Source organism: Nostoc sp., assembly GCF_036917935.1.
In the GTDB taxonomy this organism is placed as follows: domain Bacteria; phylum Cyanobacteriota; class Cyanobacteriia; order Cyanobacteriales; family Nostocaceae; genus Nostoc.
This window is the reverse complement of record NZ_JBALEL010000054.1, coordinates 78,331-94,938: the sequence shown is the minus strand read 5'-3', so window position 1 is coordinate 94,938 and position 16,608 is coordinate 78,331. Positions and strand designations below refer to the sequence as shown.

At 40.5% G+C, this 16,608-nt stretch carries 16 protein-coding genes; 7 read left to right on the top strand and 9 right to left on the bottom strand.

All coding sequences use genetic code 11. The features are described 5' to 3' along the window. Window positions 1-66: 66 nt before the first annotated feature. The 3 genes from V7K62_RS23475 to V7K62_RS23465 all read right to left on the bottom strand — a co-directional run bounded on the left by V7K62_RS23475 (window position 67) and on the right by V7K62_RS23465 (window position 3,499). Window positions 67-1,995: an ABC-F family ATP-binding cassette domain-containing protein gene (locus V7K62_RS23475; RefSeq protein ID WP_334868341.1), complete on the bottom strand. Its 1,929-nt coding sequence runs from the start codon at window positions 1,993-1,995 to the stop codon at window positions 67-69. Window positions 1,996-2,067: 72 nt separating this feature from the next. Next, entirely contained in the window at window positions 2,068-2,484 is a 417-nt protein-coding gene (locus tag V7K62_RS23470) for a DUF1824 family protein (RefSeq protein WP_334868340.1), read from the bottom strand. Window positions 2,485-2,650: 166 nt separating this feature from the next. Next, window positions 2,651-3,499 (bottom strand): prohibitin family protein, encoded by an 849-nt coding sequence (locus V7K62_RS23465; protein ID WP_334868338.1) that lies wholly within the window; start codon window positions 3,497-3,499, stop codon window positions 2,651-2,653. Window positions 3,500-3,775: 276 nt separating this feature from the next. Between V7K62_RS23465 and V7K62_RS23460 the strand changes: the two genes are divergently transcribed. Together V7K62_RS23460 and ccmS are read left to right on the top strand one after the other, a co-directional pair. After that, on the top strand, window positions 3,776-5,584 hold the full coding sequence (locus V7K62_RS23460) for an ABC transporter ATP-binding protein (protein WP_334868336.1): 1,809 nt from the start codon (window positions 3,776-3,778) through the stop codon (window positions 5,582-5,584). 38 nt (window positions 5,585-5,622) lie between these two features. Next, window positions 5,623-6,051: a beta-carboxysome assembly chaperone CcmS gene (ccmS, locus tag V7K62_RS23455; RefSeq protein WP_334868334.1), complete on the top strand. Its 429-nt coding sequence runs from the start codon at window positions 5,623-5,625 to the stop codon at window positions 6,049-6,051. A 66-nt stretch (window positions 6,052-6,117) separates the two neighbouring features. Here ccmS and V7K62_RS23450 read toward each other — a convergent pair whose 3' ends face one another. The 3 genes from V7K62_RS23450 to V7K62_RS23440 all read right to left on the bottom strand — a co-directional run bounded on the left by V7K62_RS23450 (window position 6,118) and on the right by V7K62_RS23440 (window position 8,977). Then, window positions 6,118-7,785, bottom strand: coding sequence for a HEAT repeat domain-containing protein (locus V7K62_RS23450; RefSeq protein WP_334868333.1), 1,668 nt, complete (start codon window positions 7,783-7,785; stop codon window positions 6,118-6,120). A 112-nt stretch (window positions 7,786-7,897) separates the two neighbouring features. Then, window positions 7,898-8,305, bottom strand: coding sequence for a helix-turn-helix domain-containing protein (locus V7K62_RS23445; RefSeq protein ID WP_334868332.1), 408 nt, complete (start codon window positions 8,303-8,305; stop codon window positions 7,898-7,900). A gap of 402 nt (window positions 8,306-8,707) precedes the next feature. Further along, complete coding sequence (locus tag V7K62_RS23440; protein WP_334868330.1) at window positions 8,708-8,977, bottom strand: type II toxin-antitoxin system HigB family toxin; 270 nt, start codon at window positions 8,975-8,977, stop codon at window positions 8,708-8,710. 253 nt (window positions 8,978-9,230) lie between these two features. On the opposite strand from V7K62_RS23440, the gene V7K62_RS23435 reads away from it, so the two are divergent. After that, window positions 9,231-9,824 (top strand): acyltransferase, encoded by a 594-nt coding sequence (locus V7K62_RS23435; RefSeq protein ID WP_334868329.1) that lies wholly within the window; start codon window positions 9,231-9,233, stop codon window positions 9,822-9,824. Between the two features lie 116 nt (window positions 9,825-9,940). Here the strand turns inward: V7K62_RS23435 and V7K62_RS23430 are convergent, their stop codons facing one another. Further along, a complete protein-coding gene (locus V7K62_RS23430) occupies window positions 9,941-11,323 on the bottom strand; it encodes a cytochrome P450 (RefSeq protein ID WP_334868327.1) in 1,383 nt (460 codons plus the stop codon). Window positions 11,324-11,567: 244 nt separating this feature from the next. Between V7K62_RS23430 and V7K62_RS23425 the strand changes: the two genes are divergently transcribed. Together V7K62_RS23425 and V7K62_RS23420 are read left to right on the top strand one after the other, a co-directional pair. Continuing rightward, window positions 11,568-12,203 carry a ParA family protein gene (locus V7K62_RS23425; protein ID WP_334868325.1) on the top strand — a complete coding sequence of 212 codons (636 nt, stop codon included), beginning with the start codon at window positions 11,568-11,570 and terminating at the stop codon, window positions 12,201-12,203. Then, complete coding sequence (locus V7K62_RS23420; RefSeq protein WP_334868323.1) at window positions 12,203-12,826, top strand: hypothetical protein; 624 nt, start codon at window positions 12,203-12,205, stop codon at window positions 12,824-12,826. The genes V7K62_RS23425 and V7K62_RS23420 overlap by 1 nt, the downstream gene beginning before the upstream one ends. A 77-nt stretch (window positions 12,827-12,903) precedes the next feature. On the opposite strand, the gene V7K62_RS23415 is transcribed toward V7K62_RS23420, so the two are convergent. Together V7K62_RS23415 and V7K62_RS23410 are read right to left on the bottom strand one after the other, a co-directional pair. Continuing rightward, entirely contained in the window at window positions 12,904-13,923 is a 1,020-nt protein-coding gene (locus V7K62_RS23415) for an acyltransferase family protein (protein ID WP_334868321.1), read from the bottom strand. 409 nt (window positions 13,924-14,332) lie between these two features. After that, the gene (locus tag V7K62_RS23410; protein WP_334868319.1) at window positions 14,333-15,226 is read right to left on the bottom strand and encodes an alpha/beta fold hydrolase; all 894 of its coding nucleotides are present in this window, start codon (window positions 15,224-15,226) and stop codon (window positions 14,333-14,335) included. Window positions 15,227-15,490: 264 nt separating this feature from the next. On the opposite strand from V7K62_RS23410, the gene V7K62_RS23405 reads away from it, so the two are divergent. Together V7K62_RS23405 and V7K62_RS23400 are read left to right on the top strand one after the other, a co-directional pair. Then, window positions 15,491-15,802 carry a BMC domain-containing protein gene (locus tag V7K62_RS23405; RefSeq protein WP_334868317.1) on the top strand — a complete coding sequence of 104 codons (312 nt, stop codon included), beginning with the start codon at window positions 15,491-15,493 and terminating at the stop codon, window positions 15,800-15,802. A gap of 85 nt (window positions 15,803-15,887) precedes the next feature. After that, the gene (locus tag V7K62_RS23400) at window positions 15,888-16,238 is read left to right on the top strand and encodes a carbon dioxide-concentrating mechanism protein CcmK (protein ID WP_334868315.1); all 351 of its coding nucleotides are present in this window, start codon (window positions 15,888-15,890) and stop codon (window positions 16,236-16,238) included. Window positions 16,239-16,608 lie beyond the last annotated feature (370 nt).

The window sequence follows — 16,608 nt, the reverse complement described above, 5'->3', positions numbered from 1 at the left end:
GGATAGCGATCGCAATTCGCCAACAGAGTCATAGAATAGAAATCGCCAGGGCTTTTAAAACATCCTCTAAGACTCCATCTCAGCCAATTCTAACCAGCGTTCAGTCGCCACATCGATCGCGTGCTTGAGCTTTTCCACATGATCGTACAATTTCTGCACTTGGCTATAATTCCCCGGTGAGACATTCGCTAGTGTTTTCTCGGTTTCTGCCTTCTCTGCCTCTAACTCGGCAATTTTATCTTCCAACTGCTCAAATTCTTTTTTCTCCCAATTGGATAACCTCCGCCGCTTGGTATTCTCTACATCCTTGGGTGAAGCCGCACCATTTTGGACTTCGGTATTTTTGGGCTTCTCCTTAGTGTTCGCAGCTTGTTGCTGTGCCTCTTCAGCCTTCTTATAGTCCAGATAAACTGAGTAATTACCTGGATATTGCCTCAGATTACCGCCTTCCTCAAAGGAAAATACTGTGTCGATGGTGCGATCAAGAAAGTAGCGATCGTGAGAAACTACAATTACACACCCGGCAAAATCTTCTAAATAATCCTCTAATACTGCCAATGTCTGAACATCTAAATCATTTGTCGGTTCATCTAAAATTAAGACATTGGGCGCACTCATCAAAACCCGCAACAGAAATAAACGGCGTTTTTCACCACCAGAAAGTTTACTAATTGGGGCATACTGCTGATTACCAGGAAACAAAAACCGCTCCAACATTTGGGAAGCAGTAATTTGAGTCCCATCGGTAATTTTGACAAATTCTCCTTCTTCTTTGATGTAGTCAATCACGCGCTGATTTTCGTTTAAGGCTGTGAGTAATTCTTCAGAATGCTGGTCAAAATAACCGATGTGAATTGTAGTACCAATTTCTGCAATGCCGGAATCTGGCTTAACCTGACCAGTAATAATCTCCATTAAAGTGGATTTACCAGCACCATTAGGGCCAATAATGCCGATGCGGTCTTCTGGACTAAATTCGTAGGTGAAATTATTAATCAGGGTACGTCCATCGTAAGCTTTAGAAATGTTATCTAATTCAATAACTTTTTTACCAATGCGACGACCAACTGTCGAAATATCAACTTTACCCTGAACTTGTTTAAACTCAGTATCCCGCAGAGTGTGAGCGCGGTCAATTCTAGCTTTTTGCTTAGTACTTCTGGCTTTCGGCCCTTTTTTGAGCCATTCTAACTCGCGGCGCAACAAGCCTTGATGTTTACGTTGACTACTTACGGCAGATTCTTCAGCTAAAGCTTTCTTTTCGAGGTAATATGAGTAGTTGCCTGTGTAAGTGTAAATGTCGCCTCGGTCAATTTCCACGATCCGATTGGTAACGCGATCTAGAAAATAGCGATCGTGGGTAATCAGAAAAAGTGCGCCGCGATAGCGATTTAAATAACTTTGTAACCATTCTACAGAAAGAGCATCAAGATGGTTTGTCGGCTCATCCATGAGCAAAACATCGGGTTCTGCTAGCAAGGCTGATGCTAAAGCAATGCGCTTGCGATAACCTCCAGATAAAGTACTTATCTTGGCATCAAAGTCAGAAATTCCTAATTTTGTCAGAATGATTTTAGCATTAGTTTCTAGTTCCCAAGCACCATTTGTATCCATCCGTTGCATCACCACAGAAAGGCGAGACATCAGTTGGCTATCATCTGGATAGTGAGCTAATTTATCGGAAAGTTCTTCATACTCTCGCACCAAAGCCATGTGTTCGCCACTGTCAGCGAAAACTTGCTCTAAAACTGTGTGATTTTCATCTAAATCTGGCTGCTGGGGTAAGTAGATGATTTTAGAACCAGAGTTGATTAAAATTTGACCGCTATCAATGGATTCTAACCCGGCGATCATTTTTAATATGGTTGATTTCCCTGAACCGTTAGTACCAATTAAGCCAACTTTATCGGTAGCATCGAGGCTAAAGCTAGCATCTTTTAAAACTTCCTTGATGCCAAAGTCTTTTTTGACTGATTGTAGTGTAATAATACTCATAAGATTCAAGTCATTAATTATTTTTCATTAGTTAGTAGGCAAGGCTCATACCCTACCTACATTCGGCGAATTCTAGACAAATAAATCCAAGGGAAGGTGTCCATACATCTCGTTGATTCCCCCTTCATCGTCAGACTGGCAAGACACTAATACTCCACGATGATGTCCAGAGTATGAATCGAGATAACACAAGCCATTTTTACCATTTAATTTTATATAAACTGGGCCTTCAGGTGTAAGTAAATTGTCTGGTGGTTCATAACCCAAAGCTAGAGAATAGGTTTTCATTGCTAATATTCCTTCTTCTGCTGTATCTGCACAAATTCCTAAAATTTGGTAATCGGCAAGCTGGGTGAGCAAAATTAAGGCATTACGAATTACTACCTTTTCTGATGAGTTGAGAATAGGGGCAATGTCTAGACAGTTGAATTTGTTCAGTAATTTTTTCGCTTCTTCGGCGCTGAGATTCTGAGGATTGGGGGTTGACATAAACTTCGACTATTATCTTATTGGTTTTTCTGTTGTGTTTGAGTTGGGACTAGCCCAACTTAATACTATTTTGGATTTGGAATCGTCCAAGTGTTGTAAAATTTGCTTTAGGTCAGAGCAAATTACATAATTTTAGACCATGTTATCTCATGTGCCCACTTCCCTTTTACGGTTGATTTTGGACATTCCCAAGGTTAAATATGAAGGGTACGCCGTTTTTTGAGTCGCTACCCATAACGAGGACTTTCGGCATCTGAGCGCCGCCACTTCTCCAAGCTTCAATTGCTTCTTTTTGCAGAACCAACTGTCCTCCTTGGGCTTTAAGTGTCTCTGCTAAGAGTCTTTGAGCTTCTGCCCTACCTTTAGCGCGATTAACATCTGCTTGTGCTTCTTGTTCAGCTTCACGTGCTACATAAACGGCTCTTTGCGCCCGCTGTTCAGCAATTTGTTTTTCTTCGACTGCTTTGGCAAATTCTGGTGAGAAGGCTAAATCAACTACGCTAGTATCTAACACAATTATCCCATATTTGTCTAAGCGATCGCCTAACGCTTGATCAAAGTCTTCTTTCAATTCACTTCGTTTAGTAATCGCTTCTTCTACTGTTCTTCTGGCTGCGGCAATTTTAAATGCTTCTTGTGTCTGAGGGGCAATGATTTTTGATACAATATTCTCTAATGTTCCTTGTTTCCTTCTCACCTCAACTACCTTTATCGGATCGAGGCGAAAGTTAATCGCAAATCTCGCAGATAAATTTTGCAAATCTTTAGTAGAACTCTCGGCTGGTACTTCAAATTTTTGCACCGTCAAATCATATACATCTATCACGGTGATAAAAGGCGGTTTCACGTGAATACCTTCCAATAAAGCGCCATCTCTGGCTTTACCCAAGATGCTGATTACTCCTGCTTGTCCTGGGTTAATAATGATAAAGGAATTTAGCCCCATAATCACTAGTATGGCTAACACAATTCCGAAAACTGTGGTTTGCCAGTTACCCAATTGCTGATTTTTCAAATTCCTTTCTCCAGTTATAAATTAGTCATTAGTTATTTGTCATTTGTCATTTGTTATTAGGCATTGGGCATGGTTATTCCCCTTGTCCCCTTGTCTCCCAGTCCCCATTACCCCTTATCCCCAGAGGGGGCCCCACCTTCCCCAGTCCCTAGTTTTGCTTTGAAGTTACTAGTTTAAGTTTCTCATTAGTCTGTCTGAATCAATCTTCAGACTCAGAACTTAGAACTCAGAACTTTGTTCCGTGGTAATATCAGTTACACGAAACCGCAAAAAGCCGTGGCTACTGCATTAAAATCTCATCGGGCAGCAAGAAGGCGTAAACATTCAACGCATCCTCTCCAGCGATTACTTGAGTATGGACACCAGTATCGTAAACAAATTTGGCTAGCGACTACTTATTCTGTCCTGAATAAATTTTTCGACTTGGCACCACCCGGCTTAATTGGCGTGGCGGTGGATGTGGTAGTCAAGCAACAGGATTCGATAATTGCACAGTTAGGGGTACGCGATGTCTTTCAACAATTTTTGATTATTTCCTTCCTGACTGTGATCATTTGGATACTAGAATCAGTTTTTGAGTACGCCTACGCTCGACTCTGGCGGAATTTGGCTCAGAATATTCAGCATAACTTGCGTTTAGATGCATACAAACATTTGCAAGAGTTGGAATTGGCTTATTTTGAAGAACGCAGCACTGGCGGTTTAATGTCTATCCTCAGTGATGATATTAACCAATTAGAGCGGTTTTTGGATGGGGGAGCAAATGATATCATCCAAGTTTCTGCAACTGTTTTAATTATTGGGGCTGCTTTCTTTATTTTGGCTCCTAGTGTAGCGTGGATGGCTTTGTCACCAATGCCATTTATTCTCTGGGGTTCCTTTGCTTATCAACGACTACTTGCGCCTCGCTACGCCGAAGTACGAGAAAAAGTAGGTTTCCTCAATTCGCGGTTGTCAAACAATATCAGCGGAATTACTACTATTAAAAGCTTCACATCTGAAGCTTATGAAGCCTCTCGTTTGGAATTAGATAGTGATGCTTATCGCCGTAGTAATTCTAAGGCAATTACTCTTTCTGCTGCTTTTGTACCGTTAATTCGGATGCTGATTTTGGTTGGTTTCACGGCATTACTGTTATATGGCGGGATGGCAGCAGTTTCGGGAGAAATGTCTGTAGGTACTTACAGCGTATTAGTGTTTTTAATCCAGCGCTTGCTGTGGCCTTTAACAAGATTAGGCGAAACTTTTGACCAATATCAAAGGGCAATGGCTTCTACTAATCGAGTCATGAATTTGTTAGATACTCCTATCGCTATTCATACGGGAAATGTGGCGTTACCTGTGAATGAAGTGCGGGGTGAAGTGCAATTTAAAAATGTTTATTTCGCTTATAAAGATAGATTTCCAGTTATTAAAAATCTGTCGTTGGATATTCCGGCGGGAAAAACGATCGCAATTGTCGGTTCTACCGGTTCTGGTAAAAGCACTTTAGTCAAACTTTTGTTGCGGTTATACGAAGTGCAAACGGGAAGCATTACTCTCGATGGTATTGACTTGCAAAGTTTGAATTTGCAAGATTTACGCCGCTGCATTGGTTTGGTGAGTCAAGATGTGTTTCTATTTCATGGCACTGTAGCGGAGAATATTGCTTATGGCAGTTTTGAGACTAGAGAGCAAGAAATTATCACGGCGGCGAAGATAGCGGAGGCGCACGAATTTATTATTGAATTGCCCGAAGGTTATGAGACAATTGTGGGGGAAAGAGGACAAAAGTTATCTGGTGGACAAAGACAACGGATTGCGATCGCACGTGCAGTTCTCAAAAATCCCCCCATTCTGATTTTAGATGAAGCAACCTCGGCGGTGGATAATGAAACAGAAGCAGCAATCCAGCGATCGCTAGAACGGATTACAGTCGATAGAACTACAATTGCGATCGCTCATCGTCTTTCCACCATTCGCAATGCCGATTGCATTTATGTCATGGAACATGGGAAATTAGTAGAGTCGGGAACCCATGAGCAATTGCTGGAGAAAGACGGAATTTATTCTAGTCTCTGGCGTGTACAGTCAGGTTTGAGATAAGTTTCGCCTATTGTCTGTGTCTTCATTACAAATTATTTATGTTTTTTGGTAATAGTCAACCAGAATCAGGTGATACTAAGTGGCGTCGCCAGTTGGATAAGTTTGTCAAAGCAAATCAGCAGGAGTTGGCGGCGGTGTTTTGGGGATTGTGGTTAGCAAATGGTGACAGTCAGGGTACTGTTGGTATTGATTTGCTACCAACGCCACATTTTGTTTATTGTCCGAAAGAACAGATAGAGAAGTTAAATATTAAAGTTGAGAATCGGCTTCAGGAAATTTTGGGAATTGTTGAGAATCATCAGCCGGATGTGGAAGTTGTGATGATTGGGATTGGGAAGGGGGAAATTAAGTTAATTCAGTTTGCACCGGAACCAGCACCACCGATTTGTTTTGAGGTGGTTGGGAAGGATGTGGATGGGTTATTGGATGTGCTGGAAGAGAGGATGAGGGAGGAGATTGTTTTTTAACGCAAAGGGACGCTAAGGGAAGCGCAGAGGTTCGCGGAGGAAGAGGAATAACTCTGCGCTTTTTGTTTAGTTGATTGCTTTGTGGAAATCTGGGTAAGTCAGATTTTCGGCACAATGCCAGATAATGTTAAAGACAGCTTCGTAGCGATATGAAGTGTTTTTGTAGAACTGTTTACTTAGATAGTCTTTTAGGGTTATGACAACTTCCAGTAAATGTTCGCTTTGCAGGATTTTCGTTAAAATATCAGCTATATCCAAGAGAGAGGATTCATAGGATAGTTCATGTGTGGGGTTAATGCTGAATTCGTTTTTGTAGTCATCATTTTCCTGAAAAATCTGAATGTCCTGAACAAGAAAAAAGACGGTTTGTTTGAGCTTCTCTTTAACTAATTTATTGCCTAAATCAAGTTGTTCTAAATTTTGAAAAGCATTTACTACACTTTTAGATGCTTGCAAACACATGAATCTATTTTGACTACTTTCACGTATTTGGCATAAAGTAGCGATCGCCTTCGGATTACCAGGATCAATTTTTACTAGGCTTTCGGCTGCATACAAACGTTCCCATTCATCTTGAGTGGTTTCAAGTATCTGAGATAACGTGCTAAGTGCCACTTTGTTACCAGGATCGAATTCTCCCAGATAGAAAGCAGCATTACGAAGGAAACATTCATCCTGAGAGGTTTGAATCCTCTCTAATAGAGCTGGTATAGCTATTTTATTACCTGGATCAATTTTTTCTAAACTCGCAACTGCATCGCATAATAGATAATCATTTTTAGTGGAGGCGATTAACTCGATTAAAGTTACAATTGCAGCTTCATTACCAGCACCAAAAAGCCCTAAGTCCTGCACTGCTAAGTTAAGGTAAGAATGATCTTCAGCAGTTTTAATTAGTTGAACTAAGGCATTAATTGCAAGTTGATTACTGGGGTCGATTTGCGATAGAGTTCTAGTTGCTCCGTCCGCGATATACTGAGCATAATCTGGATGTTTTGGGGATTGACCCAGATTTTTAACTAGCTCCCATAGGACATGAATTGCAATTTGATTATTAGAGTCTACTTGTAGGAGACTTCTAGATGCTTGCAAACGTTCGTTATCAGACTCAGAGTTTGCAAGTGTTGTTGATAGAGTGGCGATCGCAGTTTCATCACCAACTGGTATTTCCCCAGGATTTTCACTTATCTGGCAGAATGTTTGTTTATTTTCAACAATCGGTGTTAGCAGTGTCAAGGCTGCGATCGCACTTTTATTCCCAGGATCAAGTGTTCCTAACTTCTCGGCTGCAAGTCTAAGAACTGTGCGACTTTCAGTAGTATGAACCAAATGCACAAAAGCCGCAATAACCCGTTTTCTATCGGTTAATTCCAGCGTTTTTCTAGCTGTCTGCACCAATGGTTTTGGTAGTATCTGCCAATCGCTTTTATCTTGCCGAAAATAAGCATAACTCCATTTCAGCAGTTGGGAAGCGATCGCATCACCCAAACTACATTCTGGGAACTGGGATAAAGCCTCAGCCGCCAAAATATAGGCGCGATACCGATAAAAATCGCCGCAACCGTCATCAAAATCTATTAAAGCTTGGATAAAATCTTCTTTCTGCTGCTTATCCACATCCTTTTGGCTGAACCAGTGGAGAATCTCTGCTTTCCACTCCGGCTCAAAGATGCGGTAAGTGCCTTGATTTAAATTGCTGCGATCGTGGTTAAAGAAATACTGCCAATCATGCATTGCCTCCTATCCACTTCGAGATGTGGGACGAAAGGGACTTAAATAAATCTTGCTACATCAGTTGGCTTCCTGTCAAGTCTACACGCAATAAGTATCTGTAAAGTTTTCCCTCTTATGATTCAAAAAAAGCAGCTGGCGAAATGTGAAAAAACTCCGCGAGGCGGGCGATGTGATTAACTGTTAGCTTGCGCTGTCCACTTAAGACTTCAGATACAATAGACTCGGTTTTAAAGATAGGAATTAACTCTTTTTGTCGCAAACAAAATTCGGCTATTAACGCTTGAAGTAATTCTACGCCATGAATATCAGGTATAGAATGATGTTTTTGTTCATACTCGTAAACTAGAGTACCTAAAACATTGAGATAGTCTTGTTCATCTGGTGTTAATTCACCTTTATCAATCAAGGAATCGATTACTTCTTGCGTAGCCAGCAATTCTTCCTCAGAAGTGACGGGACGAGGAGGAAATGATTTGAGTAATTCAATATACGTTTTAGTAACAGGTGTTCCAGGAGTCATTTTACCAGATATCTGATTGTTTCAATCCCTAATAGGGATTTTGATTAATTGCAACTCAAACACTTCTGCTCATATTACTATCTAAATATCCGATCGTTTCAATCCCTTTAAGAGGATGTTTGAAAAGTATTTGGCTGTGATTTTAGGCACTTTGATCCCCCCTAACCCCCCTTAAAAAGGGAGGAACCGGAGTCAAAGTCCCCCAATTTATCGGGGGATTTAGGGGGATCTAAAATATTTTGATACCGACAAGAGGACTTTTCAAACAACCTCTAAGGGATTTTAATTAATTATACTGTTGTTCAGATATCTGAGGGTTTCAATCCCTAAAAAGTATTTTTAAAATTGTTACCCCGAAGAATGGTAGCATCAAGCAAACCAATGATCATTTTTCCAGTCCTCTTAGTCATATTCTCCGTGGATGAGGACATAGCGGATAAAAACTTTTTCATACTTGTAATCTACGAGAGTAATAAGTCGATAGTTATTACCGCCTATGTTGAAAACTGTAAAATTACCAATTTGATCTGCTGAAGGAAAAGCTTGGCGTAACTCTACAAAGTTTTGCCATTGAGCTAATGATGTAATTTTATACCAGAGCCGTAGACTAGTTTGTGCATTCGGGTGCTTTTCCCAAAATTCGGTAAGCCTCAAACGTGTGATAATATGCATAAACTTTTAGTGATCGGTAAATGTTCATAGTTAATTACTCACTCGTTCCGCTTTCACTGGATTTGGATAATCTTAGCAAATCGCGAAGATTATTATTGGGCATTGCCCATCTTACTTTTAGAAAAACGCTACTCACACGGGAGAAAATACTCTAATTGAAGAAACCTAATAAATGTGAAGGGTGCTAAAGTACCGGCGTCGTTTTCCCTCCCTGGTTGAAAGCCAGAGGGTTTCTGAACTTACGTGAGGTTTTATGAAAGAGATCAAAAATAAAATTACGAATAAATTAGATCGACTATTGGAACAATGGTTAGTACCTCTTCTGGTACGATGGGGAGAATACCTAGAAACCAAAATCAGGCGATATAAGCATCAAAAACTCAAGAGTCAATTAAAATTTTGTGGTTCAGGTCTACGATTTAAGCGAGATATTAGAATTGACTACCCGCAAAATGTATCTCTAGGAAATAAAGTCTACATCGGCCCCAATGTCTTATTAGATGGTCGTGGTGGAATCACTATTGGCGACAACACCACGCTTGGTTTTAATGTGGTTATCCTCTCTGCAAATCATGACTATCAAAGTAATGATTTGCCTTATGAACATAATGTCTATATTCATAAACCTGTTGTCATCGAGCGCAATGTTTGGATTGGCGGAAATGTCCTAATTGTTCCAGGAGTTTCCATTGGAGATGGTGCAATTGTGGCGGCTGGTACGGTTGTAACTGCCAATGTTGAACCTTTAGCAATTGTTGGAAATCAACCTATGAGAACAATTAAATATCGCGGCAAAGAACATTATGAACAACTCGCCAACAAGCAACAAAGTCAGGATAATTCGTAATTCGTAATTATTACTTATCCAGGACTTACGCAAACAATAGCCGAAACCCTTATTTTTGGGTAGGGGCAATTCATGAATTGCCCCTACCGCGTGTAGTTTTGCGTAAGTCCTATTATCTAAACTAGGGCTGGTGTATTCGCACGCTTAACTTTAGGTGTAGCAACCATCCGCATTCCGGCTGGTGCAGCTAAAGTTAACCCACGGCGCACAGGACGCACAGGACGTTTATTCACTAGCGAAACCTGGAATTCCGACAAAACAGTTGCCAAGACAATTTTCATTTCATACTGGGCAAATGCCATTCCAATACAGCGACGATTACCGCCACCAAAAGGTAAATATTCATAAGGTGAATATTGTCTTTCTAAAAAACGTTCTGGTTTGAACTGCTGGGATTGTGGGTAGACTTCTTCCCGATGATGCGCTAAATAAATACTGGGGACTATTACCATTCCCTCTCGCAGTTCGTAGCCCATAATTGTAATTGGGGTTTTCACTATCCGCGGGAAAGCAGTCATGACAATTGGGTAAATTCGCAGTGTCTCTTGGCAAACTGCTGTCAAATAGGGCAATTTAGCTACATTACTCAAATCGGGGTTAACTCCAATAGTGTTAAGTTCTTTTAGCAACTTCTCACGCACCTCTGGTAAATAGTCAACCCAGTAAAAAGCCCATGTCAATGCGGAAGCGGTAGTTTCATGTCCCGCAACTAGCAGCGTCATTAACTCGTCGTGTAATTCTTCATCTGACATCCCTTGACCATCGTCATAACGAGCCGCCATCATCAAACTCAGGATGTCTTGGCGATTTTGATCGACTTGGGCCCGACGTTCTCGCAGCAAAGCATAAATAAGTCGATCAATTTTTTGCCGTTGTTGCAAAATCCAACCCCACGGACTCCACGCCCCGAAATCTTTTTGCATGAACCGGAAGAAGAAGGCGCTGGACATTACGGGCGAAGTGATGAAGTCTAGTAAGTCACTTAGCGATCGCCTCAGTTCTTCAAACAACTGTCCTTCATTCAAACCAAATACAACCCGCAGAATAACACGCAAGGTAATTTCTTGCATCGACTCACGGATCTTAAAAGGCTTGCCAATTTGCCATTGATGACTCACCTGTCGGGTTATTTCCCGAATTTCCTCGCCGTAAGCCCGCATCCTTTCGCCATGAAAGGGAGGAGCTAATAATTGCCGTTGGCGCTGGTGGCGATCGCCATCTGATAACATAAAGGAGCGATCGCCAAGCAAAAATTTTAGTCCGATGTTCCCCCTTCCAACCTCAAAATGGCTGGAATCAGCAGTAAAAATCTGCTCTAGTGCTTCGGGTTGACTAAAATATACTAGATGGTTATCCGAGCGATTACTCCTGATCGTGAAAGTATCACCATAAATTTGGGCAAAATCATCCACATATTTCAGTGGCTGACTAATAAACTTGATCATCCGCAGCCAGCGCGGCATTTGAGGCCCATCAGGCAGATTGTAAGTTGTTGTCATCGGATTTTGTGGAGTTGATCGCTTCTAAATTTTATTGTTACGAGTTTTCATGTTCTTTAGGGTTACAGAAAGCGGTATATTCATGATTGGGGACTGGAAACTGGGAACTGAAGACTGTTGACTGAAAGGAAGACAAAGAGGATAATAATAACTCCTAACTCTTAACTCAGCACTCAGCACTCAGCACGGACTAAACCTTAGCTATCCGCTAACAGCACTCAAGAGGCAGCATCGGAAACAAGCAGTGCCAAAAATCATCGCGATTCTCAACGGTAAAGGAGGAGTCGGTAAAACGACTACCGCAGTCAATCTGGCTGCAAACTTTGCGAAGAAAAAAAAGGTGTTGCTGATTGATGCAGATATTCAAGGTTCTGCGAGTTGGTGGTTTGGGCGCAGTCAGCAGGGAATGGGGTTTGATTTATCTCAAGAAACCGATCCCACACTTTTAGGTGATTTAGGAAAGATAACAGGTTACGATTTAGTAGTGGTGGATACACCTCCCGCCCTGCGCTCTGAAGCATTAGTGGCGGTAGTTGCGATCGCAAATTATATAGTTTTGCCTACACCCCCAGCCGCAATGGATTTAGCAATCCTCGTGGAAACAGTCAAGGAAGCCGTCATCCCCTTGGGAACCCCCCATCGGGTATTGCTCACCAAAGTCGATACGCGCAGCCTGGGGGAAGCACAAGAAGCAAAAAACACTCTAACTCGCTTAGGTATTCCTACTTGTAATACCTTCATCCGTGCCTATAAAGCTCATGAACGAGCAGCACTTGAAGGTGTAGCGATTACTCAATGGCGAGGAGGAAATGCACGGGAGGCGGAATTAGACTACCGCCGTGCAGCTGATGAATTACAGCGTGATTGGAGAAAAGAATAATGGTTAGGAAACAAAGTCTCTCTGACTTACTACAAGAAGAGGCGCAAAAATTTACACCCCCAGAAGGTGAATCTGCGATCGAAGTTACAGCAGAAAAAATTGTCGAAGAACAGGCTTTATCTGATGAGGAATCCTCAGCACAAACACTTGAGCCAACTTCTACTAAGCGCACAACTCCCACTAAGGCTGATTTAGAAACAACTATCAAAGAATTGACAAGTAATCTAGAAACAAGTCACAAAAAAGAAGCATCTCTGGGACAAGAAATTGCTGATTTGCAATCAAAATTATCTAAACAAAAAACGTTTGCATCAGAACAAAAATCATTACTAGAACAGCTAACACAAGAACTTGATGAAACTAAAAAAACAGCACTGCAACTTGCAGAAGCAAATTCCCAGCTTATAGAAGAAATTAATGCCTTAAAACAAACAGCAGAAGATAAATCTAAACTTGCTGTAGCTGTAAAAGAAACTAGTTCTATAAAACCCGTAAAAGAACACTACAATCCACTTAACTACAAAAAATCACATCGGTCATCGGAAACACTAGCTCAAAATCAACCTCAAAATCAACCAAATGAGTATCCTGATAGTTCTAATGAGATGTGGTTACTTGACTAGAGTCAGTTAATCTTGCCTTCCCCTTCCCTGGTAGGGAAGGGGAAGGCAAGATTGGTTTTTACTTGCTGAATCGATCTCTAGATAACAAACTGTTTTAAAGGAGTTAACTTTAATAAATAAATTGATAACACAGTAAAAAATACCACAAAAAATCCTTGAATGAGAAAGATTGTACTCAAAGGAGTTCCCAGAACTCCTATATCTATGCCAATTTTATAATTATTAATTAATAGAAAGAACAAGTATTGCCAGTATTTATGTAATGAAAATAAACCAAGAGAGTATTTAGATAATTGTTGTACTAAGAAATTCTCTTTTATTTCTTTTCGAGAATTAACATAACAGAAAATAGTCATAGCTCCACAAATAATCGCAATTCTTCCATAGATGCTTGGGTAATAGCCAGATATACGTAAATAAATATCATGGAACGAAAACAGTATAAATGCAATTAGGTAGTAGAATTTGAAGCTTAATACTTTATCAGGAAATTTAGCTAAGTAAAAAGCTATGGGAACATAAATAACAAAATTTATTAGCCAATGATAAGGAATGCCGATATTTAGTAAAGAACTGGCTTCAAAATAACATAAACAAAATATTCCTATTGTAAAAGATATAATTTTTCTGGAGGAATCTGATTTGATCAGTTGATATAAAAAGGCCAAAATTGTCAAACAAATAAGATTAAATAGAAAATAAAAAACTGAATCTCCAACGAGTGGTAAGCTTGGTTGTAAGCCTGTAATAAGTTGCCATGAAAAATTAGGAAATTCTCTTGTAGCTATAATAAAAAATATATTCTGAACAACTACCCAAAATAAGTAAATTTTAATTAACTTAGTAATTCTCTTTTGAAAGTATTCTACGCCATCAGACTTTTGAAAAAATAAGTAAAGAGAAACAATATAAAAAATCGGAACGGCTGTTAAAGATAATTGCAGTTCCAAATCCCTCAGAATTTGAGCAAAAATAAATACAGTAATATGTGTATGACCATTTACAATAAATTGAAAAGGTCGTAAATGCCAGAGAAAAACAAAAGCAATACTTAATGCTTTTAAGGTGTCCAGACTATTATTTCTTTCTCTTCTCATAGCTATTTCTCTATAAACTGACTTTCTGCTAGTAAACTTTCAAATCTACTCTAATGTACCGCTGTCTGTTTGCTAGACAGGTTTGCGATCGCTCTAGCTACAGAGTTCCCTATAATTATGTGAAAATAACACTATTAAAGAGAAAAATAGTAGCTATGACAGAAGCCATTAGCAATAGATGAAAAAAACTTTACAGATCAGCCTTACAGAAAAATTATTGCTAGTTCTGCTACCTTGATACCCAATTTTACTATTCCAACTAAGTAGGTTGGCTGAAATAAACCGAACTATGTAACAAAATGTGAAAACCTCGAAACCCATGTGATTGCTTCATTTCGCTTCTCTACGAGACGCAAGCGCGAACGCTCCATTCGCAATGACATAGTTATAAATTTTCCCACCCACCTACTTACAACTCAACTCGAAAGTCTAAAATATGCTGCGCGGTAATTTGTGGTTGTTCCAGGTGTGGAAGATGACCACAATCTTGAATCCAGGTGAGAGTACTGTGGGGAATTGACATTTTAAATCTCATAGCATCCTCAGTACCCAAAATTTTATCGGAATCGCCCCACAAAATTAGCGTTGGTTGGACAATTTGTGATAGGATATCAAGTCTAAAAGCGCTGTAACCACCACTTTTAGTGAAAGAAATCAGAGCTTGATTCCAACTCGGCATTTGTAAGTGTAATGCACTACAACATAGCGCATCGATAGAGGCAAGAGTTTGATTTTTATATCCAATGCGGGAAATGCGATCGCGCACTTTCATATTACTCAAAAACTGAGTTGCTAAATAATCTAATGGGGGAAACATGAATTTGCTCAATGGGGAACCACCCGCTAACCCCGCACTATCAATTAACACCAGCTTTTTTACCACTTCCGGGTAAGCCAGTGTAAAATCAATCGCCGTCGCGCCCCCCATCGAAGCACCCACTAAAATTACAGGTTTGTTAATTAGGCTTTTCCAGAAATAATAAAGATGGGTTTTAATCGCAGTTGGGTTATAGGCAATTGCTGAGAGTCTATCTGTAAACCCAAAACCCAACAAATCCACTGCCCACGTTTCATTATCTTCAGAAAGTAGTGGCAAAAGCCGCCGAAATTCTAATACAGAACTATCAAAGCCGTGAATTAATAAAATCGGAGTTCCACCACTCCCTTGCTTGACAAATGTTGTGGTAACTGGTTGATTAATTAAAGGAGTAGCGATCGCAGTTTTTTGAATACTCCGAGCTAGTGCGATCGAAGTAGGTTCTGTCAGTTGCCCAACTGCCGGAGGAAGAAAATTCGGAAACATAAATTTCAGTTTATCGTATTAGCTTGCTTCCACGCATCGCTGATTTTGTTTAACAACAAAGTTACACAAACTTCAGATGCTCAAGTATTATTTGTAATATATAAAACATCACCCAGTGGCTATCAAAACATTTTAACTCCTAACTCTCCACTCCCCACTGCCTCAGAATTATTGGCATCAAAGAAAGTTTTCCAAAATGTCAAAATTGGGACTAAAGCCACGTACAATTAGTATCGCCTATCCCTTAATCCAGGAGCTAATGCCATGCCAATGGCCGTTGGCGTAATTGAAACTTTAGGTTTTCCTAGTGTCTTAGCAGCAGCAGATGCAATGGTCAAAGCTGCCGCAGTCACAATTGTCTATTATGGTCAAGCGGAAAGCGCTCGCTTGTTAGTCGCCGTCCGGGGACACGTTTCTGAAGTAAATAGAGCTGTTGAAGCCGGAATCGCCGCTGGAGAGCAAGTAAAGATTGGTACAGTAATCACCCACTACATCGTTCCCAATCCCCCGGAAAATGTGGAAACCATATTACCAATCCATTTCACTGAAGAATCAGAACCTTTCCGCATTTTCTAAGCAATTTTGGCATCAAAATCTGTAGCGAACCTTCGTAAGATTAACTTGTAGCCCCCATATCGTTTATTCATACAGGAGATTAATAATGTCATTACAGGCAGTTGGAGCACTTGAAACGAAAGGTTTTCCTGCGGTGCTAGCAGCAGCAGATGCTATGCTAAAAGCTGGTCGAGTCACCCTCGTTGGTTATATCAGAGTAGGTAGCGCTCGCTTTACAGTTAATATTCGTGGCGATGTTTCTGAAGTAAAAGCCGCTATGGCTGCTGGTATTGAAGCCGCAGAAAATGTTTATGGCGGTACACTTGAATCCTGGGTAATTATTGCTCGTCCCCATGAAAACGTTGAAGCTGTTCTGCCAATTGGTTACACAGAACAAGTCCAACAGTATCGAGAATCTGTAGAAAATCCCATTGTCAGATCGTCGAACACTCGTTAACATCTCCTCCGGTTTATAACCGGAGTGTCCCAACGGCACACGTTTCATGAAGGCAGCGTTTACGACATGATTTATTTAATCGCGATCGCGTAAACAAATCAATTCGTTGTGGCATTGTTAAAAATGCCCTACTCACCTCGGCTAGGTTTAATCCTAGCTGTGTGGCTACTTTTTTATGAAGTTGGCGCTTCCATTACAATCGGCATTGATGATTTTTAAGCCGCACACTCGTGACTTATAGTCATGAGTTAGGCACTCCATATTTGGGCAGGGAGTCGTAATCAAGACATGATGCCTTGGATGTATAAACCTCCTCAGTAATTGTTAAGATAATTTCCTACTCTGGACAGGTTGTTTCAATCTATCGATT